The 23,099-nt window shown below is 53.0% G+C and carries 20 protein-coding genes and 2 tRNA genes; 14 read left to right on the top strand and 8 right to left on the bottom strand.

Annotated elements, in window-relative coordinates; translation table 11 throughout:
- Positions 1-49: 49 nt before the first annotated feature.
- Both ACJJI0_RS01020 and ACJJI0_RS01025 read right to left on the bottom strand, forming a co-directional pair.
- A complete protein-coding gene (locus tag ACJJI0_RS01020) occupies positions 50-1,198 on the bottom strand; it encodes a sigma-70 family RNA polymerase sigma factor (protein WP_252082396.1) in 1,149 nt (382 codons plus the stop codon).
- 181 nt (positions 1,199-1,379) lie between these two features.
- Positions 1,380-1,799 carry a hypothetical protein gene (locus ACJJI0_RS01025; protein WP_444884288.1) on the bottom strand — a complete coding sequence of 140 codons (420 nt, stop codon included), beginning with the start codon at positions 1,797-1,799 and terminating at the stop codon, positions 1,380-1,382.
- Positions 1,800-2,058: 259 nt separating this feature from the next.
- On the opposite strand from ACJJI0_RS01025, the gene ACJJI0_RS01030 reads away from it, so the two are divergent.
- Complete coding sequence (locus tag ACJJI0_RS01030; protein ID WP_444884289.1) at positions 2,059-2,364, top strand: hypothetical protein; 306 nt, start codon at positions 2,059-2,061, stop codon at positions 2,362-2,364.
- Between the two features lie 73 nt (positions 2,365-2,437).
- Here ACJJI0_RS01030 and ACJJI0_RS01035 read toward each other — a convergent pair whose 3' ends face one another.
- From ACJJI0_RS01035 to ACJJI0_RS01050, 4 genes are all read right to left on the bottom strand, one after another.
- Positions 2,438-3,196 (bottom strand): YciK family oxidoreductase, encoded by a 759-nt coding sequence (locus ACJJI0_RS01035; protein ID WP_444884290.1) that lies wholly within the window; start codon positions 3,194-3,196, stop codon positions 2,438-2,440.
- 51 nt (positions 3,197-3,247) lie between these two features.
- Entirely contained in the window at positions 3,248-3,907 is a 660-nt protein-coding gene (locus ACJJI0_RS01040) for an HAD family hydrolase (protein WP_444884291.1), read from the bottom strand.
- 12 nt (positions 3,908-3,919) lie between these two features.
- Complete coding sequence (gene ubiG, locus ACJJI0_RS01045; protein ID WP_252082389.1) at positions 3,920-4,621, bottom strand: bifunctional 2-polyprenyl-6-hydroxyphenol methylase/3-demethylubiquinol 3-O-methyltransferase UbiG; 702 nt, start codon at positions 4,619-4,621, stop codon at positions 3,920-3,922.
- 240 nt (positions 4,622-4,861) lie between these two features.
- Complete coding sequence (locus ACJJI0_RS01050; protein ID WP_444884292.1) at positions 4,862-6,187, bottom strand: TRZ/ATZ family hydrolase; 1,326 nt, start codon at positions 6,185-6,187, stop codon at positions 4,862-4,864.
- Positions 6,188-6,375: 188 nt separating this feature from the next.
- Between ACJJI0_RS01050 and gyrA the strand changes: the two genes are divergently transcribed.
- The 13 genes from gyrA to ACJJI0_RS01115 all read left to right on the top strand — a co-directional run bounded on the left by gyrA (position 6,376) and on the right by ACJJI0_RS01115 (position 22,533).
- Positions 6,376-8,937: a DNA gyrase subunit A gene (gene gyrA / locus ACJJI0_RS01055; RefSeq protein WP_252082387.1), complete on the top strand. Its 2,562-nt coding sequence runs from the start codon at positions 6,376-6,378 to the stop codon at positions 8,935-8,937.
- A gap of 166 nt (positions 8,938-9,103) precedes the next feature.
- Positions 9,104-10,183, top strand: a complete 1,080-nt coding sequence (gene serC / locus ACJJI0_RS01060) for a 3-phosphoserine/phosphohydroxythreonine transaminase (RefSeq protein WP_444884293.1) — start codon at positions 9,104-9,106, stop codon at positions 10,181-10,183.
- A 41-nt stretch (positions 10,184-10,224) separates the two neighbouring features.
- Positions 10,225-11,328 carry a prephenate dehydratase gene (gene pheA, locus ACJJI0_RS01065; protein WP_252082383.1) on the top strand — a complete coding sequence of 368 codons (1,104 nt, stop codon included), beginning with the start codon at positions 10,225-10,227 and terminating at the stop codon, positions 11,326-11,328.
- Complete coding sequence (locus ACJJI0_RS01070; RefSeq protein WP_444884294.1) at positions 11,328-13,559, top strand: bifunctional prephenate dehydrogenase/3-phosphoshikimate 1-carboxyvinyltransferase; 2,232 nt, start codon at positions 11,328-11,330, stop codon at positions 13,557-13,559. The genes pheA and ACJJI0_RS01070 overlap by 1 nt, the downstream gene beginning before the upstream one ends.
- A gap of 66 nt (positions 13,560-13,625) precedes the next feature.
- The gene (gene cmk / locus ACJJI0_RS01075) at positions 13,626-14,315 is read left to right on the top strand and encodes a (d)CMP kinase (RefSeq protein WP_444884295.1); all 690 of its coding nucleotides are present in this window, start codon (positions 13,626-13,628) and stop codon (positions 14,313-14,315) included.
- A gap of 173 nt (positions 14,316-14,488) precedes the next feature.
- On the top strand, positions 14,489-16,168 hold the full coding sequence (gene rpsA, locus ACJJI0_RS01080; RefSeq protein ID WP_252082377.1) for a 30S ribosomal protein S1: 1,680 nt from the start codon (positions 14,489-14,491) through the stop codon (positions 16,166-16,168).
- Positions 16,169-16,308: 140 nt separating this feature from the next.
- Positions 16,309-16,617, top strand: a complete 309-nt coding sequence (gene ihfB / locus ACJJI0_RS01085) for an integration host factor subunit beta (protein WP_252082375.1) — start codon at positions 16,309-16,311, stop codon at positions 16,615-16,617.
- Positions 16,618-16,732: 115 nt separating this feature from the next.
- A complete protein-coding gene (locus ACJJI0_RS01090; RefSeq protein ID WP_252082373.1) occupies positions 16,733-17,041 on the top strand; it encodes a lipopolysaccharide assembly protein LapA domain-containing protein in 309 nt (102 codons plus the stop codon).
- Position 17,042: 1 nt separating this feature from the next.
- The gene (gene lapB / locus ACJJI0_RS01095; RefSeq protein WP_444884296.1) at positions 17,043-18,233 is read left to right on the top strand and encodes a lipopolysaccharide assembly protein LapB; all 1,191 of its coding nucleotides are present in this window, start codon (positions 17,043-17,045) and stop codon (positions 18,231-18,233) included.
- 47 nt (positions 18,234-18,280) lie between these two features.
- Entirely contained in the window at positions 18,281-18,991 is a 711-nt protein-coding gene (gene pyrF / locus ACJJI0_RS01100) for an orotidine-5'-phosphate decarboxylase (protein ID WP_444884297.1), read from the top strand.
- Positions 18,992-19,132: 141 nt separating this feature from the next.
- Complete coding sequence (locus ACJJI0_RS01105) at positions 19,133-19,435, top strand: ComEA family DNA-binding protein (protein WP_252082368.1); 303 nt, start codon at positions 19,133-19,135, stop codon at positions 19,433-19,435.
- 204 nt (positions 19,436-19,639) lie between these two features.
- A complete protein-coding gene (locus ACJJI0_RS01110; protein WP_444885900.1) occupies positions 19,640-20,518 on the top strand; it encodes an MraY family glycosyltransferase in 879 nt (292 codons plus the stop codon).
- 65 nt (positions 20,519-20,583) lie between these two features.
- Entirely contained in the window at positions 20,584-22,533 is a 1,950-nt protein-coding gene (locus ACJJI0_RS01115; protein WP_444884298.1) for a polysaccharide biosynthesis protein, read from the top strand.
- A 172-nt stretch (positions 22,534-22,705) separates the two neighbouring features.
- Here the strand turns inward: ACJJI0_RS01115 and ACJJI0_RS01120 are convergent.
- Both ACJJI0_RS01120 and ACJJI0_RS01125 read right to left on the bottom strand, forming a co-directional pair.
- Positions 22,706-22,781: transfer RNA gene (locus tag ACJJI0_RS01120), tRNA-Asn, on the bottom strand.
- Positions 22,782-22,827: 46 nt separating this feature from the next.
- Positions 22,828-22,903 (bottom strand) — tRNA-Asn (locus ACJJI0_RS01125).
- Positions 22,904-23,099 lie beyond the last annotated feature (196 nt).

Below are 23,099 nucleotides of genomic sequence, written 5' to 3' on the forward strand. Positions count from 1 at the left end.
AGTTTGCCTGGGGCTGAGATCAGCCCCAGGCCGCGGAGTTTTTGGACGGTTATCGCCACTGACGTTTCAGTTGACGAATGGCATCGGAGTGCAGTTGGCGGGCGCGTTCCTGACTAAGCCCAAGCTGTTCGCCGATAACTCTGAAAGAGCAATCCTTGTCTGAAATAAGTCCATAGCGCAGGTTCAATACCGTCCTTTGCCTAGCTGGCAGGCGGTCGACAGCTTCGCGTAGTCGCTCTGCCAGCTCTTGGTTGGTGACCAATTCATCGGTATTGTAAAGTTCGTCGGCGGGAGCGTAATCCAAGCGGGTACTGCTCTGGTCGTCTGCGACAGGGTCGTCCAGTGAGCCTGTTGGGCCGGGTAGCTTGAGCAAGCTTTGAATTCGTTCCAGGTCAAGCCCCGTGTGCCTGGCTAGATTTTCATCGGATGCGGGCTGGCCTAATGCGCGTACCTCGCCGATGGCACGGTAAATTGTGCGTAAGTCATCCTGCACATTGGCTGGCTGGCGAACCAAATCTTCATTGCGCCGCATAGCCAGTTGTATTTCCTGCTGAATCCACCAGTAGGCGTAGGTTGAAAATCGGTAGCCCATTTGCGGCTTGAAGCGCTCTATTGCTTTCATCAAGCCGACGTTCCCCTCCTGAATCAGATCAATAAAAGGGACCGAGGGATTGCGAAAGCGCTTGGCAATAGCGATTACCAGGCGTAAATTGCACTGAATCAGCTTTTTTCTTTGCTCCTGAAAGCGTCTCAGAAGCCCACCGAGTTTGCTTCTTTCTCGTCGGGTGAGTTCTTCGAGTGACAGTAACATCTCCGTGCGAGCAATTATCAGGCCGTGGTCATAGGCACCGGTACTGCCCCGCTGCTCCACGCCTTCACTACGCAATTGCACAAGCTCGGTTCCGCACTGCTGTAATTTCTCAATCAGGGTATCTTCGAGATCCCGCAGTAGGCAGGTGGTACTGTGTTCCTCCTCTGGGGTAAGCAGCTCAAGTCTGTATAGGTGCTTGAGATAGCTTTGCATTGGGGTGCTGCCACTTTCGCTGAGCGATTCCCCAACTGAATGGATCTCTTCGATATCGGGTTCGGCATCTTCTGCCTGACCGCGATTTTCCGCATTGGAGCAGGAATCGGAGAGGGCGTTGTCTGTATCCTTCAGCCAGTCTTCATCCCTTGAGTAAAAGTTTTCTCGGGACAAGTGCTTAAACCTTCTGTTGACTGCGTGAACGATATGCTTTGTTCAGTCTCTCCAGGCGCTCTTGGCGCCCTTTTCACCTTAACGATAGATGAAAGTTGAATTTTGCGCCCAATAAAGGCTGACTGATGGGTTTTTGTGGGAGGGGCTGGGCGCAGCAAACGCCCAGTTAATAAAAGATAAATTATTTTAGGCGCTTAACTCGCATTTTCTTTCCGCCATTGGCGGGTTTCATAAAGAAGGAGCCAAACATTGCACGTTCTACGATAATTAGATCGCCGGCCTTCCAGAAAATGCGTCCTGTATCATTCTGCTTCCAAATCTGACCATTCTCCAGAGTGATAATCTTTTTATTGTGAGTGCTCTCTTGAATCTCAGTGATTCTTGCCTCAATAGACTCAGGTGTCTCTACAGTTTGCTTATACTCTTGACCAAAATTTTGTTCGGCTCGCCTTTCAATGGAGTTACTGAGCTTATCGTAGCAGGCCAATCGGTCTGTATTGGATGTCACTTTAGAGCAGTGTTTGAGCTGCTTTCCAAGTGAATCTGCATAAACACTGGAGGTAAGGATCGCTAGAAGGGAGATTATAAAAATTCGAGTCATGACTATTTATTACGCTTTTGCCGGTTGTTGGCTTTATTTTGCCGGAGCAGTTGGTGATGGACAATTGGATTTGTGCGTCTCAGCACGCTTTTAGTGGAACCTACATGGAAAAATAGCTTCCATAAAAATGGGTCACCCTGCCACTCTTTAGTGTTCAGGCCGGCTCATTTGTAAGAGCAGCGCTTACATTAGGAGGTTGTCGAGCGCTTAGCTATTGGTTGGGTTAAAAATATAGGCAAAAACTATCCAGGGGCGGAAAATGAAAGGTCTTATTACTCCCGCAGTTCTATTGGCCACGCTAGGTTACCTTAGTTTTGAGGGGTTGCGACTCTCTTTTGCAGGGGAGGCCTTTGCCGCTACGAGCATGGTTAGCCTGTCTCAGAGCCAGCAGGGGAAAAACATAGAGCAGGACTTTTCTGGAAATGGTGCTCAGAAGGAAATGCTTGATGGCAGTGAGATGATGGAATTTGAAGGGGACATCTTTGCGGATGTGCCTGAGCATGCGGCAACCGATAAGGGTGTCGGGCAGAGAGATTCATTGGGAGAGAAATCCCCAAGTAAGTGACGCAAGGGCATTTTTTTGTTGATGCCTTAGTAAAAAACCGGGTTTTACCCGGTTTTTTACTATTTACATGGGTTCAGCGTTTTTGAGCGCTAAAGTGTTTGCCGCTTTGACTGCGGCTGTCATCGCCCATTAAGTAGAGGTAGGTGGGCATAATTTCTTCTGGTGCCGCCACAGATTTGGGGTTTTCTGCCGGATAGGCTGTTGCGCGCATTGGGGTGCGAGTTGCGCCTGGGTTGAGGCTATTCACCCGTACATTGGATACACCATCCAATTCATCGGCCAATACCTGCATAAGGCCTTCTGTTGCGAACTTTGATACAGAGTAGGCACCCCAATAAGCCCTTCCCTTTAGGCCTACGCTGGAACTGGTGAATACCACTGATCCGGCTTCGGATTTTTCTAGTAATGGCAGTAGTGTTTTGGTGAGCCCAAATACGGCATTAACATTGACCTGCATAACCTGTTGCCAGGCGGAGAAATTGTAATTTGCCAGAGGGGTGCGCTGCCCGAGGAGGCTGGCATTGTGAAGTAGCCCATCGAGACGGCCAAACTCCTGTTCAATGGCCTCGGCAAAATTTTCAAAGTGCTCTATTTTGGCTTCATTGAGGTCCATTGGGAAAATGGCCGGCTGCGGTCCTCCTGCGGCCTCAATCTCGTCATAGACCATCTCAAGTTTTGGAGTGGTGCGTCCCAGTAAGATTACAGTGGCTCCGTGTGCGGCGAAAGTCTTTGCTGCAACCTTGCCGATACCGTCACCAGCGCCGGTTACAAGTATGATTTTATCTTTTAGTAGGTTTGATGGAGCGACATAGTCGCCGGCATATTCAGACATGAAACATCCTGATGCTGGCGCCCAGCATCGGGCCGGGCATGGTTTCGAAGGTTAAATATAATGTTGCTGGAGTAGGGGCCAGATTTCATCCACTGAGCTGACCAGGTGATCGGCACCCCAGTTAGCAGGATCGTCGGAGGCATCAATATATCCGTATGCGCAAGCAATGGTAGGCATGCCCGCACGCTGGCCGGCAATGATATCTCGCTGATGATCCCCTATATAAACGGCATCCGCTGGAGTGCAGCCTATTTTGCTGCAGGCGAGCAGTATGGCTTCAGGGTCCGGCTTGGACTTGCTCACATGATCCGGGCAAATCACAGTGGAGGCTGGCGGCAGGTATTCGAATGCTCGCATAAGGGGCACAGTAAACGCTTCGGGCTTGTTGGTAACGATACCCCAGGGGATTTCATTTTGTGCCAGCGTATCAAGTAATGGCTCTATGCCGGGAAAAGGTACGGTCTGCTCTGCGAGGTGTGCCAGGTAAAGATCCAGTAGGCGCTGCAAAAGGCTGGAAAATTCAGGATCGCCTTCCTGCTTGCCAAACCCCAGGGTGACCAGTGCTCGCGAGCCGCTAGAGACGGTGCCACGGATAACCTGATCGGGCAGGGGAGGGAGTTGCTCCTGGTGGCGCAACTGATTGAGCACGACAATAAAGTCTGGTGCGGTGTCGAGGAGTGTGCCATCCAGATCAAATAAAACTGCTTTCATTCTATGGTTCGCTTATTCGGGTTTGCTGGCATACATCAGGTAATTGACGTCGACGTCGCGGGGGTTCAGTTTATAGGTGCGGGTTACCGGGTTATAGGTCATGCCGGTGATGTCGCGTAACTCCAGATCCGCCTCGCGCAGCCAGGCACCCATTTCCGAAGGTCGGATAAATTTGCTGTATTCGTGGGTGCCTTTGGGTAGTAAGCGTAGGATATATTCCGCTCCCACCACCCCGAAAAGCCAGCCTTTAGGGGTGCGGTTGATCGTCGAAAAAAACAGGTGCCCGCCGGGTTTGACCAAGTTGGCACAGGCGCGGATTACCGAGGCAGGATCGGGTACATGCTCGAGCATTTCCAGGCAGGTGACAACGTCGTAACTTCCAGGGGCTTCCTCGGCAAGTGCTTCCACTGTAATACGTCGATAATCTACCGATACGCCACTTTCCAGGGCGTGTAGCTTGGCGACATTGAGAGGGGCTTCGCCCATATCAATACCGGTTACCGTCGCGCCTCGCTGAGCCATTGCCTCGGCTAGAATGCCACCGCCACAACCGACATCCAACAGTTTTTTACCAGCCACCGAGGCGTATCTATCGATATAATTAGCACGCAATGGGTTAATTTCGTGAAGGGGTTTAAATTCACCTTCTTTGTCCCACCAGCGGCTGGCGAGTTGTTCGAATTTGGCGATTTCCGCGGGATCTACATTACTCATGAAATTCTCTGCATACTCCGTCGCTATCAACCCGCAAATAAATTTGTGCCGGGTTAGTTCAGCACTGAGGTGCTGTCGCCGGCTATTAGCCGGTCCTAGTCCGCGAATACGAGGAGGGTCGAATGACTACTTCCGTACTTCACGGGCGGCAATAAATGACGAAGAGAGTCAATTTAATTGCCCGGTTAATCGTTAATTGCTGGCTGCTTATTGCAGTTGAATTACCGTAACCAATAACGCCTAGCGTGAATGGCCGGCGATTCTATCACGCCATAATTGCGCCCGCTGGATTACCTCTGCTTCATTCAAGGTCAACAGCTGGCGTTCCTCCAGCAGTTGTTTGCCGGCAACCCAGACATCGCTGACATTGTGCCCACCGCTGGCATAAATTAACTGTGATACAGGGTCATGCACTGGTTGCTGTTCGAGGCCGGATAGATCGATCGCGGCAATATCGGCGCTCTTGCCGATTTCCAGGCTGCCAGTCTTCTCTTCAATTCCCAGGGCGCGGGCACCATTGATGGTGGCCATCGCCAGTGCCTGGTGAGCGGGAAGCGCAGTGGCCTTGCCGCTTACGGCTTTGGCGAGCAGGGCGGCGGTACTGGCCTCGGCAAAAAGGTCCTGACTATTGTTACTCGCGGCTCCATCGGTGCCCAGTGATACATTGATACCGGCGTCGAGCATCTCGACCGTGGGGCAGAAGCCGGAGGCCAGCTTGAGGTTGGAGGATGGGCAATGGGCCACATGCGCACCACTGGTTTTTAACAACTCTATGTCCCGTTCATTGGTTGCTACCATGTGCACACAGAGCGTTTGTGGGCTCATTAGGCCTAGCCGCTGTAGTCGTTCGGTGGGGCGTTCACCATTTTGTTTCAACGCAGTTTCCACTTCTTGGTAAGTCTCATGCAGATGGATCTGCACGGGAATTTGCGCCTCGGCGGAACACACGGCGATTTTTTCCAGGGTCTGATCGCCAACTGTATAAGGGGCGTGTGGTGCAAACATCACTTCAATGCGTTCATGGGCGCGGTAGTCGTCGCGCAGTGCCAAGCCTTTGTGCAAGGCCTCTTCGGCGTGGCGGCTCCAGGGAGTGGGTGCGTCTAATATCGGGAAGGCGATATGAGCGCGGATGCCGGTTTCCCGAGCGGCGATTGCTACGGCTTCTGGGTAGAAGTACTGATCTGAGAAGGTGGTAGTGCCCGAGCGCAACATTTCAGCAATAGCGTGGCGGCTGCCATCTGCGACAAACTCCGGCCCCACCCAGCGTTGTTCCGCTGGCCAGATATGTTTCTCCAGCCACTCCTTGAGGGGGCGGTCATCAGCATAACCCCGCAATAGTGTCATGGGCGCGTGATTGTGAGTATTGATCAGTCCGGGAATCAGGGCGTGATGTCCTAACTCTACTTCCCGCTTTGCCTTAAAGCGTATCTTGGCTTCTGCCGATGGCAGCAGAGCGGTAATTTTTCCGCCTTCAACAGCGAGTGAGCAGTTCTCGTACACTTTTTGTGCGGGGACTACCGGAATAATCCAGCGCGCATGAATCAGGGTATCTATTGCTTGGGGCATGGGGAGGTAAGTGGCGACGGTTAAGATAGGGATTTACTTTAACGGCAGAGTCTGCCCGCGGCAACAGCTGTAGGTGAGGCTCGGAAGTGCGTGGGGACTGCCATCCAAAGGCGTCAAACTGTGCTAGAATCGCCCGCTTATCCGGGCTCAGTATCCATGCCCGCGCTATAAAAGGAACGCCGTAAGCCATGGGCGAATTAGCCAAAGAAATCTCTCCGATTAATATCGAAGAAGAACTAAAGCAGTCTTATCTCGACTACGCCATGAGCGTGATCGTCGGGCGCGCACTGCCGGATGTACGCGATGGCCTCAAGCCGGTACACCGTCGTGTGCTCTTCGCTATGAGCGAGCTTAAAAACGACTGGAACAAACCTTATAAAAAGTCAGCGCGTGTCGTTGGCGATGTGATTGGTAAATATCACCCGCACGGAGATACCGCGGTCTACGACACCATTGTGCGTATGGCTCAGCCGTTCTCTATGCGCTACACACTGGTGGATGGCCAGGGTAACTTCGGTTCTATCGACGGTGATAGCCCGGCCGCCATGCGTTATACCGAAATTCGCATGGATAAGCTGGCCCACGAGCTGCTATCCGACCTCGATAAAGAAACGGTCAATTTTGTCGACAACTACGATGGCTCCGAGCAGATGCCGGAGGTACTGCCTTCCCGAGTACCGAACCTGCTGGTAAACGGTTCCTCCGGTATTGCTGTGGGCATGGCCACCAATATTCCTCCTCACAATTTGGGGGAAGTTGTTAATGCCTGCCTGGCGCTGATTGCTAACCCCGAGCTGTCTGTCGACGACTTGATGGAGCATATTCCCGGGCCGGACTTCCCCACTGGCGCAACCATTAATGGCCGTGCCGGTATCTTGCTAGCCTACCGCACTGGTCGCGGACGCATCTATGTGCGCGCCAAGGCGGACGTTGTTCGCGATGACAAGAGCAATCGCGAAACGATCATCATTACTGAGATTCCCTTCCAGCTGAACAAAGCGCGCCTGATCGAGCGAATTGCCGAGCTGGTGAAAGAGAAGAAGATTGAGGGTATCTCTGAGCTGCGCGATGAATCCGATAAAGACGGCTTGCGTGTAGTGATTGAGCTTAAGCGCGGTGAGCTGGGTGATGTGGTCTTGAATAACCTCTATTCCCAGACCCAGCTGGAGAGTGTGTTCGGCATCAATATGGTAGCTCTGGTTGATGGTCAGCCCAAGGTGCTGAACCTGAAAGAGTTGCTTGAGCACTTTGTACGTCACCGCCAGGAAGTGGTTACCCGCCGTACCGTTTACCTGCTGCGTAAAGCACGCGAGCGCGGCCACATTCTAGAAGGCCTGGCAATTGCTATTGCCAATATTGATCCGGTCATTGAACTGATTAAATCCTCCGCAACGCCGGCGGAAGCCCGTGAGGCGCTGCTAGCCAAGGGTTGGCCGGTGGGTAACGTACAGCAGTTCCTGGAGCGCGCTGGCGCCGATGCCTGCCGCCCAGATGACCTGCCTAAAGAATTTGGCCTGCGCGATAACGCTTACTATCTGTCCCCAGCTCAGGCTCAGGCCATTCTCGAACTGCGCCTGCACCGCCTCACTGGTATGGAGCACGACAAACTGCTGGCGGAATACCAGGACCGCTTGGAGCAGATCGCCGAGTATCTGCATATTCTCGGCAGTTTTGAGCGCTTGATGGAAGTGATTCGCGAGGAGCTGGAGCAGCTGTCAAAAGACTTTGGTGATGAGCGTCGCACCGATATTGTTGCCTCCCGTCAGGATTTGACCGTAGAAGATCTGATCACCCCGGAAGACAAGGTGGTGACCATTTCCCACGGTGGCTATGCCAAGAGTCAGCCTCTGACCGATTACCAAGCCCAGCGTCGTGGTGGTATGGGTAAGTCGGCCACCCAGGTGAAAGATGAGGACTTCGTCGAGCACCTGCTGATCGCCAACTCCCATGACACTATTTTGTGCTTCTCTAACAAGGGCAAGGTGTATTGGCTCAAAGTCTATGAAGTGCCGACTGCTGGCCGCGCCTCCCGTGGCCGCCCGGTGGTCAATATGCTGCCCCTCGAAGAGGGTGAGCGCATTAGTAGTCTGATGCCAGTGTCTGAATACGATGAGGATCACTTTATTTTCTTCACCACCGCCAATGGCACCGTGAAGAAGACTCCACTGACGGCCTTTGCCCGTCCGCGCAGCGTTGGTTTGCGCGCAATTGAGCTGGAGGAGGGCGATCGTCTCGTCGCTACAGCGGTAACCGATGGTGAGCGCGATGTGTTGCTGCTCACCAGTGCTGGTAAAGCAGCCCGCTTCTCCGAAGCCAATGTGCGCTCTATGGGGCGCGTGTCTCGCGGTGTGCGTGGTATCCGCATGCAGGAGGGGCAGGAAGTGATCGCCATGGTAATCCCTGAAGAGGGAGGCTCCGTGATGATGGCGACTGAAAACGGCTACGGTAAGCGCACCGCGATCAGCGAGTTCCCCACGAAAGGTCGAGGTACCCAGGGGGTTATCGCAATCGCCGAAAGCGAGCGTAACGGCGCTCTGGTCGGAGCTTGTCAGGTCCACCCGGGTGAGGAAATGATGTTAATTTCCGATCAGGGTACTCTGGTGCGCACCCGAGTCGATGAGGTTTCGGTGCTGGGGCGCAATACCCAGGGTGTGCGTGTCATTCGACTCAAGAGCGGTGAAAAACTCGTGGGCCTCGGGCGCATCGAGGAGACGGAAGAAGAGGGTGAAGATAACGGTGGGGCCGAGTGACCCACCCCAAACTACCAACAGAAAGGCTGCGATTATCGCGGCCTTTCTTGCCTCTGGCACCCTAAGAAATGCTTAAAAGCGTGATATCCATCTCTCAAGATGGTGTTTTGTGCGTCGGCATATCTAGTTGAATTTGAAACCATTTTTAGTTTGTGGAAATCAGGTCATGAGGAAATACAATTTCTGCGCTGGTCCAGCGGCTCTGCCGGAACCGGTCTTACAGCAAGCACAGTTGGAGCTGATGGACTGGCGCGGTCTGGGTTGTTCAGTAATGGAAGTTAGCCACCGCTCGCCGGAATTTGTTGAGGTGGCTGAGCGCGCGGAGCAGGACTTGCGCGATCTGCTCCAGGTGCCGGATAACTATAAGGTGCTGTTTCTGCAGGGGGGCGCTACCGGGCAGTTTAGCGCGATACCCTGGAACTTGTTTGGCGCTGGCTCTAAGCAGGCAGATTTTATCCACTCGGGACAATGGGCCGCAAAAGCGATTAAAGAGGCCCGGCGCTATGGTGATGTGAATGTGGTCGCCACTAGCGAGGACCGCAATTTCAGTTATGTGCCAGCGCAGAATAGCTGGCAGCAGAGCGAGGGTGCGGCCTATCTTCATTACACGCCCAACGAGACTATTGGCGGTATCGAGTTTGATTATGTTCCAGAAGTGGACTGCCCTCTGGTTGCGGATATGTCATCAAATATCCTTTCCTGCCCGATCGACGTGGAGAAGTTCGGTGTAATTTATGCCGGCGCGCAAAAAAATATCGGACCTTCGGGAATTGCGGTCGCCTTAGTGCGCGATGATCTCCTGGATCGGGCGATGAAAGATATTCCGCGCAGTTTGAGCTGGAAAGTGGCAGCCGATGCCGGTTCAATGGATAACACCCCGCCCACATTTGCTTGGTACCTTTCTGGCCTGGTTTTCCAGTGGCTTAAGGCGCAGGGCGGGGTTGAAGCTATGGCCCAACAGGCCGCTAAAAAATCCTCGTTACTCTATGAGTTTCTCGATGGCAGCGATTTCTTTTCCAGTCCGGTAGAAAAGTCCAGCCGCTCGCGGATGAATGTCCCATTTGTGCTGGCCGATGAGCGCCTCGATAAACCGTTTTTGCAAGAGGCTGAAGCAGCTGGGCTGCTGAGTTTGAAGGGACATCGCTCTGTGGGTGGCATGCGCGCATCCCTTTACAACGCAGTGCCTTTTGAGGCGGTGAAGGCGTTAGTGGCCTTTATGGCAGACTTTGAAGCCCGCAAAGGCTAGAGAGCAGACAATTATTAACTTCAGGAGAAAGTAGAAAGCGGATGACAGAGGAAACCGTGGGAGGCGACCAGCGCCTGCTGGAGCTGCGCAATCGTATTGATAGTATTGATTCAGAGATCGCGCGATTAATCAGCGAGCGAGCCAGTTGTGCACTGGAAGTGGCTGAAGTAAAGAAAGCGACAGGTGAGGATGCGCTCTACTATCGTCCTGAGCGTGAGGCGCAGGTACTGCGTCGCGCCATGGAGCGCAATGACGGCCCCCTGACGGATGAAGAAATGGCAAGGCTGTTTCGTGAGATTATGTCTGCCTGCCTTGCTTTGGAGGAGCCTGTCAAAGTGGCTTATCTCGGGCCAGAAGGTACCTTTACCCAGCAGGCGGCCCTGAAGCATTTTGGCAATTCTGCGCAGAGTCGTCCGCTGGCGGCCATTGATGAGGTCTTTCGCGAGGTGGAAGCCGGCGCTGTAAATTACGGTGTAGTGCCCGTGGAAAATTCCACCGAGGGTGTGATTAATCATACCCTGGACAACTTTATGAACTCCAACCTCAGTATCTGTGGTGAGGTGGAGCTGCGAATTCACCATCATCTAATGATTTCTGACGTGACCCGCCCTGAATCGATCACGCGGATTTACTCCCATGCCCAGAGTCTGGCCCAGTGCCGAAAATGGCTGGATGCACATTACCCCAACGTGGAGAGGGTGGCGGTTTCCAGTAATGCGGATGCGGCCAGGCGTGTTAAAGGGGAGTGGAACGCTGCAGCAATCGCTGGCGATATGGCTGCCGAATTATATGGTCTCAAAGTGCTCTCAGAGAAAATCGAGGACCGTCCGGATAACTCTACGCGCTTCTTAATCATTGGTACCCAGCGGGTGCCCGCCAGCGGTGATGACAAAACCTCCCTGATGGTCTCTATGCGCAATGAGCCGGGTGCGCTGCACGATTTGCTAGAGCCATTTCGCCGTTATGGAATCGATCTCACCAGGGTGGAAACCCGCCCATCCCAGTCTGGAAATTGGACCTATGTATTTTTCGTGGATTTCAAGGGGCACCGGAATACAGATGATATTGCGGAGGCACTCAAAGAGGTTGGCGCCTGTGCCTCGGACCTGAAAGTGCTCGGGTCCTACCCGCGCGGTGTGCTGTGATGGAGAAGTCTCATATAGGTCGCTTATTGGTGGTTGGCGTCGGCCTTATTGGTGGTAGCTTCGCGTTGTCCCTAAAGGCGGCGGGTGCTTGCCGTGAGGTGATCGGTGTCGCACTCCAAGAGGAAGTCTGTGAAGAGGCAAAGAAGCTAGGCGTGGTCGATCGTGCCTATACCAGTCTGCCGGAAGCGCTCGACTTGTTGGAGGAGGGAGACCTGGTTTTTATCGCTGTGCCAACCTTGGCGGTGGAGTCGGTGTTTGCGCAGTTGAAGGACAATCTGCCCGAAGGTGTAACGGTTACCGATGCTGCCAGTGTTAAGGGAAGTGTGCAGCGCTCGGCGGAAAAGGTCTGGGGCAGGGTGCCGAACTTCCTGGTGTTGGGGCACCCGATTGCTGGCTCTGAGAAGAGCGGGGTCAGTGCCGCACGAGATGACCTTTATCGCGATCACCGTGTCATCCTCACTCCGGCTCCTGATACCGATGTCGATCGCCTGCGCTTGGTGGCTCAGGCTTGGCAGGCTGCAGGATCTGAGGTGCTGACAATGTCGGTAGAAGAGCATGATGAGGTGCTGGCTGCAACCAGTCATCTACCTCATGTAATCGCCTTCAGTCTGGTGGATACCTTGGCCCACGACGCCGAGAATGAAAATATCTTTCGCTATGCTGCTGGAGGTTTTCGCGATTTTACCCGTATTGCCTCCAGCGACCCGGTGATGTGGCGGGACATTATGTTGGCCAACCGGGATGCCATTTTACAGTCGATCGATCTCTACAGTCTCAACCTCTCCTCCCTGCGCAGTGCCATTGCCTCCGGTGATAGCTCGGCGTTGATGGGAGTTTTTACCCGCGCTAAAGCGGCGCGGGATCACTTTACAAAAATGTTGGCAAAACAAGCGTATTCAGAACCTATGCAAGCTAAGGAAGTAACTTTTATTGCTCAGCCGGGTGGCACAGTGAGTGGCAAACTCCGTGTTCCTGGAGATAAATCCATGTCTCACCGTTCAATTATGCTGGGCTCCCTGGCTGAAGGTGTGACAGAGGTGGAGGGATTCCTCGAGGGGGAGGATGCCCTTGCTACTCTGCAGGCTTTCCGTGATATGGGGGTGGTGATTGAGGGGCCGGACAAGGGCCGAGTGATAATACACGGGGTGGGACTTCATGGCTTAAAGGCACCGCCTGGCCCCTTATATCTGGGCAACTCCGGAACCTCTATGCGCCTGCTTGCTGGTTTGCTGGCGGGGCAGGGCTTCGACGTTACCCTAACCGGCGATGAGTCCCTCTCTAAGCGCCCTATGAATCGAGTTGCCAACCCATTGCGAGAGATGGGCGCGGCTATTGAGACTGGCCCTGAGGGGCGTCCGCCGTTATTGATCAAAGGCGGCAAGCCTCTGTCGGGGATCAATTACCGGTTGCCAATGGCAAGTGCCCAGGTGAAGTCTGCGGTACTACTTGCAGGCCTTTATGCAGAAGGTGAGACCAGTACCGAAGAACCGGCCCCCACTCGAGATCATACCGAGCGTATGCTGCAGGGCTTTGGTTATGCGGTGGAGCGAAATGGCGCCTGTGCGACCTTGCGTGGTAGTGGGGGGCTTAAGGCTTGCCGTATTGATGTGCCGGCGGATATTTCCTCTGCAGCTTTCTTTATGGTGGCTGCGGCTATTTCCCCGGGAGCCGATGTGATGCTGGAACATGTGGGCATCAATCCCACCCGCGACGGGGTTATCAATATCTTGCGGGCCATGGGTGGCGATATAGAGCTTTTAAATAAGCGTACTGTAGGGGGGGAGCCGGTTGCGGATATTCGGGTTCGCTATGCACCTTTAAAGGGGATTGCCATTCCAGAGGGTCAGGTGCCACTGGCTATCGATGAATTTCCCGCACTTTTTATTGCTGCCGCTTGTGCCCAGGGGCAGACGGTATTGACCGGCGCCGAAGAGTTGCGTGTGAAGGAGAGTGATCGTATTCAGGCGATGGCTAACGGCCTTTCTGCCTTGGGGGTGAGCGCGGAGCCTACCGCGGATGGAATTGTAATCGATGGTTCTATTGAAGATGCTGTATTTTCAGGCGGCACTGTGGATAGTTTGGGGGATCATCGTATTGCGATGGCTTTTGCGGTGGCATCGTTGCGCGCAAAGGATACAATTCGCATCCTCCACTGCGCTAATGTGGCGACCTCCTTTCCAAATTTTGCCGAGCTGGCCGTCGGTGCAGGTCTAAATCTGCAGTTGGCATGACCTAAGACATGAGTTAAGGAGGGGCCGGTTTGCGCGGCTTACAATGAAGTTGAGTTGTACAAAAATATGAATGAAACGAACAAGCTGCCACCGGTCGTCACAATTGATGGCCCCAGTGGTTCTGGTAAGGGGACTATCGCAAAGTTGCTGGCGGATAGGCTGGGCTTTGTTCTTTTGGATTCTGGTGCTCTCTATCGGGCTGCAGCTTTGGCGGCCCTGGAAAAAGAGGTGGATCTGGCCGATGAGGATTCGCTGACCCAGGTTGCCAGAGATCTGGATGTTCGCTTTCTGATCAGTGATGGTTGTCTGCAGGTCCTGCTGGAGGGGCGCGAAGTCAGCCATGAAATTCGTATGGAGCGGGTGAGTATGGCGGCCTCTACTGTCGCTGCCATTCCTGGGGTACGCGCCGCACTGTTGCAGCGCCAGCGTGATTTTCGACTACAGCCTGGATTGGTTGCTGATGGCCGCGATATGGGCACGACCGTATTTCCCGATGCTCCAGTCAAAGTCTATTTGACCGCCAGTGCAGAAGAGCGCGCCAGAAGGCGCGAGGCTCAGTTGCGGGAGAAGGGGGTTTCTGTTAGCCTCCGCGACCTGCTGGAGGACATCCGTGCCCGTGATGCACAGGATATGAACCGAAAAGCCTCACCCCTGGCTCCTGCGAAAGATGCGGTAGAGCTCGATAGTACTGGGGTGACGATTGAAGAGGTTCTCAACGAAGTGCTGGCACTGGTGCAGAAGCGAATTGCGCCCTGAACCACAGAAGTCAGCAGCAGATAGTTTTTAACGATAACGGCCGGGTTTTGCCAGAATTGCCCGGCCGTTGTTGTAATCCGACCCGCGTTCTGGCATCGCGGTTGGGGTCTTGGCTGGCGGTTGACTAAACTCAACAGTTACCAACGGCTGGACCCAGCACTATAGGTAATGTAATGAGCGAGAGCTTTGCTGATCTATTTGAAGAGAGCCTGAAAAGCGTTGAAATGGCACCGGGCGCTATTGTTACTGGTGTTGTAATTGACGTAGACAAAGACTGGGTAACCGTTCACGCGGGCCTGAAGTCTGAAGGCGTTATCCCTGCTGCCCAGTTCGCCAACGATAAAGGCGAAGTTGAGCTGCAGGTGGGCGACGAAGTACAGGTTGCCCTGGAAGCTGTAGAAGACGGTTTCGGTGAAACCCGTCTGTCCCGTGAAAAAGCCAAGCGCGCTGAAGCCTGGAAAATCCTCGACGCAGCTCACGCAGCTGACGAAGTGGTTAAAGGCGTTATCAGTGGCAAGGTTAAGGGTGGCTTTACTGTCGACGTTGCCAATATCCGCGCATTCCTGCCCGGCTCTCTGGTTGATGTTCGCCCGGTTCGCGACACCGCGCACCTGGAAGGTAAAGAGCTCGAGTTCAAGGTTATCAAGCTGGATGCCAAGCGTAACAACGTAGTGGTTTCCCGTCGCGCCGTGATGGAAGCTGCAACCTCTGAAGAGCGTGAAGCGCTGCTGGAAAGCCTGCAAGAAGGCATGAGCATTAAAGGTATCGTTAAGAACCTGACCGACTACGGTGCTTTCGTAGATCTGGGCGGTATCGACGGCCTGCTGCACATCACCGATATGGCTTGGAAGCGCATCAAGCACCCAAGCGAGATCGTGAACGTTGGCGACGAGATCGAAGTAAAAGTACTGAAGTTCGACCGCGAGCGCAGCCGTGTATCCCTGGGCCTGAAGCAACTGGGCGAAGATCCTTGGGTATCCATCAAGCAGCGTTACCCAGAGAACAGCCGCGTGAAGGCGGTTGTAACCAACCTGACCGACTACGGCTGCTTCGCCGAGCTGGAAGAAGGTGTCGAGGGTCTGGTACACGTTTCCGAAATGGATTGGACCAACAAGAACATCCACCCGTCCAAAGTTGTCCAGGTTGGCGACGAGGTAGAGGTGATGATCCTGGATATCGACGAAGAGCGTCGTCGTATCTCCCTGGGTATCAAGCAGTGCCAAGAAAATCCGTGGGATGCCTTCGCGCGTAAATTCGCTAAGGGCGACAAGATCTCCGGTAAGATCAAGTCCATCACTGACTTCGGTATCTTCATCGGTCTCGACGGCAGCATCGACGGTCTGGTTCACCTGTCCGATATCTCCTGGAACGAAGCTGGCGAAGAAGCTGTTCGCAAGTTCAAGAAAGGCGACGAAATCGAGACTGTTATCCTGGGCATCGATTCCGAGCGCGAGCGCATCTCCCTGGGTATCAAGCAACTGGAGTCCGATCCGTTCTCCGACTACGTATCCACTAGCGATCGCGGCAGCATCGTCAATGGTATCGTGAAGGAAGTAGACGCTAAGCAAGCGGTAATCACCCTGGCGGATGAAGTTGAAGGCATTCTGCGTGCTTCTGAAATCAGCCGCGACAAGGTTGAAGACGCTCGCAATGTTCTGAAAGAAGGCGAAGAAGTAGAAGCTAAGATCACCAGCGTGGATCGCAAGAACCGCGTGATCAGCCTGTCAATCAAAGCCAAAGATCAGGACGACGAGAAGCAAGCCATCAAGGATCACAGCAAGAAGCAGTCTGAGCAGGTTCAGCCCGCTACTATTGGTGACCTGATTAAGGCACAGATGAGCAACAAAGATTAATAGTCTTTAAGTGTTCATTGCTCCAAGTTTAGTGCTTGGAGTGACCCGAAAGCCGGACTGGGGTTGCCCAGTCCGGCTTTCTATTAGATGATTGGCGCTCTACTCCAGAAAATCAATGACTTACAAAGGTTGCGGAGCGCATGACCAAGTCCGAACTGATCGAAAGGATTGCGTTGAGGTTGGATCAGCTGCCAGTTAAGGATGTAGAGCTGGCGGTGAAGGTGATGTTGGATACTATGTCTGACTCCCTGTCGCAGGGTGAGCGTATTGAGATACGTGGTTTTGGTAGTTTTTCCCTACACTACCGAGCGCCGCGCACTGGGCGTAACCCCAAGACGGGGGATGCTGTGGCGTTAGCGGGTAAGTATGTACCCCATTTCAAACCGGGGAAAGAGTTGCGCGACAGAGTCAATCGCAGTATGCATGATGTGGTTGGGATCGAAGTATGATTGCATCTTAGGGCTTGCGGGATCAGAGGGGCAGGGCTCCTCGAGTGGCAGTACCGTTCGCCAGAAAATTCTATTGGCTGTTAGAGTCACCCTTTAGTGGAACGTGGAGGTTCCCTTGTCATTTCTGCGCTGGCTGATGCACTTTATTTTCGGTCTTCTGGCCCTGGTATGCGTTGCTCTCGGAATCTATTTCGCGGTGGAAAACTCCCAGGTAATCTCCCCGGTTATTGCAGGCTACTCATTGCAGTCAGGCAGCGTTGGTGTTTGGCTTATCTGCATGTTGCTGCTGGGTGTCCTGCTCGGATTTCTCGCCAGCCTTTTGCCAATTTTTTCCCAGCGTCGCCGCGTGCGAGGTCTTAACAAGCAGCTGAAAAAGATGGAGCGCGAACTCCAGGCTGTTCATCATAAGGCTACCGGAGACTGACTTGCTGGACTTAGCCTATTTCTTCTTTTTACTGGCTGCCGTTGCAATCGGTTGGGTGCTGGGTCGAGGCAGCACTAGGAAAAAACCTGACTTTAGTGAGCAGGAGCAATCCCTCGCCCGCTCCTATGTTCAGGGGCTCAACTATTTGCTCAGCGAGCATCCCGATGACACTATTGAGAAGTTTATTGATTCTCTTGAGGTAAGCCCGGTCACTTTCGATACACACCTGGCCTTGGGAAACCTCTTGCGTAGGCGAGGGGAGTACGACCAGGCTATTAGAGTGCATCAGAACCTGCTGGCGCGCCCTAGTCTATCAAGGCAGAGCCAGCACAGGGCCCAATTTGAGCTGGCTTGCGACTATATTGCTGCTGGTTGGTTGGATAGAGCCGAGCGACTATTACAAGAGCTGGTTGAGACTTCACAGGAGCTGCGTGCAACCAGCCTCGAGCACTTGATAGAAGTCTATAGGGATGAGAGAGAGTGGGCTAAGGCTATTCATGCAGTAAATCTACTGCATGGCCGCCGCTTTAAGCGGCTGTCAGCGGACTGGGCTCCTGTGCAGGCACACTTTTGCTGTGAGTTGGCTGAGGAGGCAATTACCGGCAAAGACTACTTGAGTGCGCGAAAGCATCTCGACGCGGCTTTAGGGTATGATCGAAGTTCGGTCAGGGCTTGCCTGTTGTGGGCGCGACTCGAATATTTGCTCGGCAAGCAGCGAGATGCCATTAAAGTATTGCAGCGGATCCCCAAGCAAAGTCCAGACTATATCCCGGAGATTCTAGAGCTGTTAGTCACCTGCTACGTGGAGCTTGATGATGGGAAGGGGTTGGACCGCTATCTTGAGTCGCTTCTCAAGGAGCATCCTTCAAATAGTGTGCTGATTGCCCTGACTAGCAGGATTCAGGAGCAGGATAGCGAAGCTGCCGCTGCGGCTTTTATGGGAAAGCAGCTTGCTCTGCGTCCTTCTTTGCGAGGGCTTGGCCGCTTTCTGGACTTATATATAGGTACTGCGCAGGGTAGATCGAGGGAAAATCTCTCCCTGCTGAAAGCGCTTATCGATCAGTTGATCGCTAGTCGCCCACACTACCGGTGTAGCAACTGTGGTTTTTCTGGTAACCAGTTGCATTGGTTGTGCCCCAGTTGTAAGCACTGGGATTCTGTCCGGTCAGTCAAAGGGATCGAGGGTGAGTGATCAGCTCCCTCGGCCACCGTATAACCTAATCCTTAAGAGGTATTTCTTTGCAGTCTCAAGTCTCCTCCCCAGTTATTGTTGCTCTTGACTATGACAGCGCTGATGCCGCGCTCTCCATGGCTGACCAGTTAGACCCGTTGCTTTGTCGGGTAAAAGTTGGCAAGGAGCTTTTCACTATTGCTGGGCCCGACCTGGTTCGTGCCCTTGTGGGCCGTGGGTTTGAGGTGTTTCTAGACCTGAAATTTCATGATATTCCCAACACTGTCGCTGCGGCGGTTAAGGCGGCTGCGCGCATGGGGGTCTGGATGGTGAATGTGCATGCTAGTGGTGGAGAGCGCATGATGAGGGCGGCTGTAGATGCTCTGAGTGAATTTGGTGCTCGCAAGCCATTGTTGATTGGAGTTACTGTGTTGACCAGTACCACCCCGGAAGAGCTGGCTGCCACTGGGGTTGCTAAACCGCTTCAGGAGCAGGTGCTAAATCTGGCTACACAAGCACAGTCTTGTGGTCTCGATGGCGTGGTCTGCTCTGCCCGTGAGGCTGAAGCGTTAAAAGCGGCTTGCGGCCCCGACTTTGAGCTGGTGACTCCGGGAATTCGTCCTGCGGGCAGTGATGCCGGCGATCAGCGACGGACTCTCACCCCTTCTGAGGCGCTGGATCAAGGTGCTGACCTCTTGGTGATAGGTCGACCTATTACTGCAGCAAAGAATCCCATGGTCGCCCTTCAAGATATATTGACTGAAATTGCAGGAAATTAAGGTTTGTTTGCCTAGACCGGGTGTGATGTAGTGTAATAGCCCTCGGGCAAAGTGTTGTTTGACCTGTTGGTATCATGTCCCGGCTTGGGGAGGTAGAGCTGTCCCAATGTGAAACTAGAACACTTTCACTGGGAGTCAAACATGATTAAAACTCATTCATTACTTTCTTTGCTGTTAGCTATTGCACTTTCATTTCTTTCCTCATCAGTAGTATTTGCCGATGGGGCTGAGAGTGAGCAGCAAGTTGCCTTTGAGGTCAATGTAAACAGTGCATCTGCTGAGGAGCTTGCTGGCAAGCTTCTTGGAGTTGGTGAGGCTAAGGCGCAGTTGATTATCGAGTATCGGGAACAATATGGACCCTTTACATCCTTGGATCAGCTTCTAAATGTCAAAGGGATTGGGGCGGCCACCCTGGATAAGAATCGTGAGCGCATTCGGTTGTAGCTGCTTCTGACTAGCGGTGGATTAAGGTCTTCTTTGCTGAGTGGGTAAGGGGTCTATGTCTACCTATTTGCTTAACCGGGTTAGAGAGAGGGTTCAATCACCTCCTCTGCTGTGAATTTGGCGTCAGCACTTATTTGAGTTTTTAGTGTTGGCGCTATCTCACGCCAATCGTAGAGCATTGAGGAGAGAGGTTTAGTGGATCCGATGTCAGCTTGGTGGCTTCCCTTGCTAGTTGGAGGGGCTCTGAGTTATGGCGTGACGCTTGTCTTGCTGTTGCGCATGCGAAATTTGGCTTTAGATGTTCCTAACCACCGTTCAATGCACAGCGCTCCAATTCCGCGCACAGGCGGATGGGCACTGTTGGCGGGCTGCGGACTGGGCATAGCTGTAGGGCCTGCTTCCCTCCCGTTACCTGTTTATATGTCTTTTGTGTTGCTCCTTGCCGTATCTGCCATGGATGATATTAGGCATGTGGCGGCGAAGGTACGTTTGGCTTTCCAGTTGATTGCTGCTTTGATGGTTGTCCTTGCGCTCCCTATAGGGCTGGAGTGGTGGTGGCTTCCCCTTTTTGTGTTGGGCGGGGCCTGGATGATCAATCTATACAACTTTATGGATGGTATAGATGGATTTGCTGGCAGTATGACCGTGATTGGCTTCTCATCTCTTTGTCTGGCATTCCTCTTGGTGGAAGACTGGGAGTTGGCAGGGGTGTGTGTCTTATTCGTTGTGTGCGCATTAATTTTCTTGCGCTTTAACTGGCCTCCTGCGCAAATTTTCTTGGGAGATGCAGGGTCGACGTGCATTGGCTTGGCGGCGTTTACCTTAAGCTTATTTGGATGGCAGAGAGGGGCCTTTGAGTTATGGTTTCCAATCATTGTTTTTAGCCCTTTTTGGGTGGATGCCAGCATTACATTGTTGCGGCGAATGGCTAGCGGGCAGCGTTGGTGGGAGGCGCATCGAGAACATTTTTATCAACGCTTGGCTATTCGTATCGGGGTGGCAAAAGCGCTCTACCTGCAGCTGATTCTGATGATCGCAGCCTCTGCCCTGGCGTTCACTTTTTCTGCTTTCGCGGCAACTTGATTTCAACGGTCGCTTTTAATTGGCGCCACGGATTGGTTGATTTTTATGTATGGGGTAATCCTTTGATGGGAATTTGGCGAAAGCTGGAGAGGGCTAGGAAGCCGGTTTTGATGTTGCTGTTTGACTTGGCAATGCTGAGTGCTGCCTTTTTTATGGCGATGGCAATTCGATTGAATGGATTAGCTGAAGCCGTAACACTCCCAATGCTGGGTTGCTTGATTATTACGATCTGCTCTAGCAGTTTAATATTTCTAAAGCTCGGCCTTTACCGCACAGTTATCCGCTATATGGGGCAGAAAGCGGTTATTGCTGTGCTCCAGGGAGTTACCGCATCCTCAATTTTGCTTGCGGTTGCCTCTTATTTGACGACCGCAGGTGTCCCTCGCTCGGTTCCCGTAATTTACTGGTGCTTCGCGTTGATAGCAGTAGGGGGGTCTCGGTGGCTCGTCCGAATTTACTATCAAATGGCGTTGGAAATTCATAAAACGCGAGTGGCAATTTATGGGGCTGGTACTGCTGGCCTGCAAGTTTACAAGGCCCTGCTTCACGGTGAGGTCTACAAGCCGGTTGCCTTTTTTGATGATAACACCTCAAAGCAAAAGACCCTGATAGATGGTGTTATGGTCTACTCCCCTTCAAGCATACTTGATGTGGTCGCTGAGCATGATATTGCTGAAGTATTGCTGGCGATGCCTGGTGTTCCAAAGCGCCGGCGCCGAGAAATAGCGAGAGGGCTTCGTGATCAGGGATTGGTAGTCAAAGCTATTCCTGGTGTGGAGGAGCTGGTTGATGCGGCAGGCCGTACCGAAGATATGTCCCAAACCTATGAGAATGTATTGGGCAGGGCTCCGGTGGAGCCTGAGAAGGCTCTGATAGCTGGTTCCATTAGCGGCAAAGTAGTGCTGGTAACGGGCGCTGGCGGCTCTATTGGGTCGGAGCTTTGCCGACAGATTGCCCAGTGGGGCCCGGCTCATTTGGTGTTGGTGGAATCTTCAGAGTATGCGCTTTATCAAATCGAGCGCGAGCTTCGTCAACAGCAACTGGATGAGGGGTATCAGCTCCGCGTCACAGCCTTGCTTGGTGATGTTCGGGATGGGGTTCGGATGGCCGATATCATTAAAGGCTTTTCTGTTAATACCATTTATCACGCTGCCGCTTACAAGCATGTTCCCCTGGTTGAGCAAAATGTTGTTCTGGGGGCGGACAATAATGTGCTGGGCACGTTGTCGGTTCTGGAGGCCGCGGAGGGTTCTAAAGTTGAGCAGTTTGTGCTGATCTCCACCGATAAGGCTGTACGCCCTACGAACGTAATGGGGGCTACCAAGCGTTTCGCGGAGTTGGTGTGCCAGGATTATGGGCGTCGCTCTACTCAAATGCGGGTTTGCATGGTGCGCTTTGGCAATGTGTTGGGGTCTTCGGGTTCGGTGATACCCCTGTTTACGGATCAGATTAATGCGGGCGGTCCTGTCACTGTAACCCATCCAAAAGTAACGCGTTACTTTATGACTATCCCTGAAGCGGCTCAGCTTGTATTGCAGGCAGGCAATATGGGGCGCAATGGCGATGTATTCGTTCTGGATATGGGGGAGCCAGTCCTTATATATGACCTTGCTGAGCGGCTAATTCGGGTTATGGGACACTCTGTGAAGGATGATAAAAATCCTGATGGGGATATTGAGATTCAAGTGTCAGGTTTACGTCCTGGGGAAAAGCTCTATGAAGAGCTGCTACTCGGTGACAATGTGTTGGGCACTGACCACTCGATGATAATGCGTGCGGAAGAAGAGTTCTTGGAACCTGGGGTCTTGCGGCGATTGATTGCGGGGTTGAGGCAGGCTTGCTTAGAGCATCATTGTGAAAGGGTTCATCAGATTTTGTCTGAGGCGGTAAGTGGTTACACCTCAAAGCAAGGTTTGGTCGATGCTGTTTGGTCCCGGTCTCGCACTGTGAAGCCCCAGGTAAAAATGGCCACGGTGGAGCGTCTTCCTGTTACCAGTGAGGGCGGCTTGCACTAGCTTACCAGGTAAGCTGTTACATGAGCTCCTGATTTTTGGGGGCTTGTAATTCCAAGGGTGGAATATAGGTAGGTAAAAGCCATTCTGCCCATGGGGTGAGGGAAGTGCGGTGAAGCATGAAGAAAGTGAATAAGAAAAAACCCCGCATAGCATGCTATGCGGGGTTTTTGTTTGGCTCCGCCTGCTGGGCTCGAACCAGCGACCCAATGATTAACAGTCATTTGCTCTACCAACTGAGCTAAGGCGGAATTTAATCTAACTTATAGAGCGCAAATTAAGCTGCGCTTTGAAATTTGGCTCCGCCTGCTGGGCTCGAACCAGCGACCCAATGATTAACAGTCATTTGCTCTACCAACTGAGCTAAGGCGGAATATCTTTTCGGCTGTGCCGTTGAGATGGCGCGTATATTATAGAGCACTCCTGGCGAGGTCAACCCCTTTTTTGATCTTTAACTAATTGATTTGTCAGGAAATTATTTATTTGGCCTGTGCGCAAAATGCCTCAGGTCTGGGTGGGGCGGGGTAGGACGCTATTCTCTTGTATTTGAGGGTGGTATGACGACAGCC

Source organism: Microbulbifer mixtoriginis (SeqCode), from assembly GCF_052466695.1.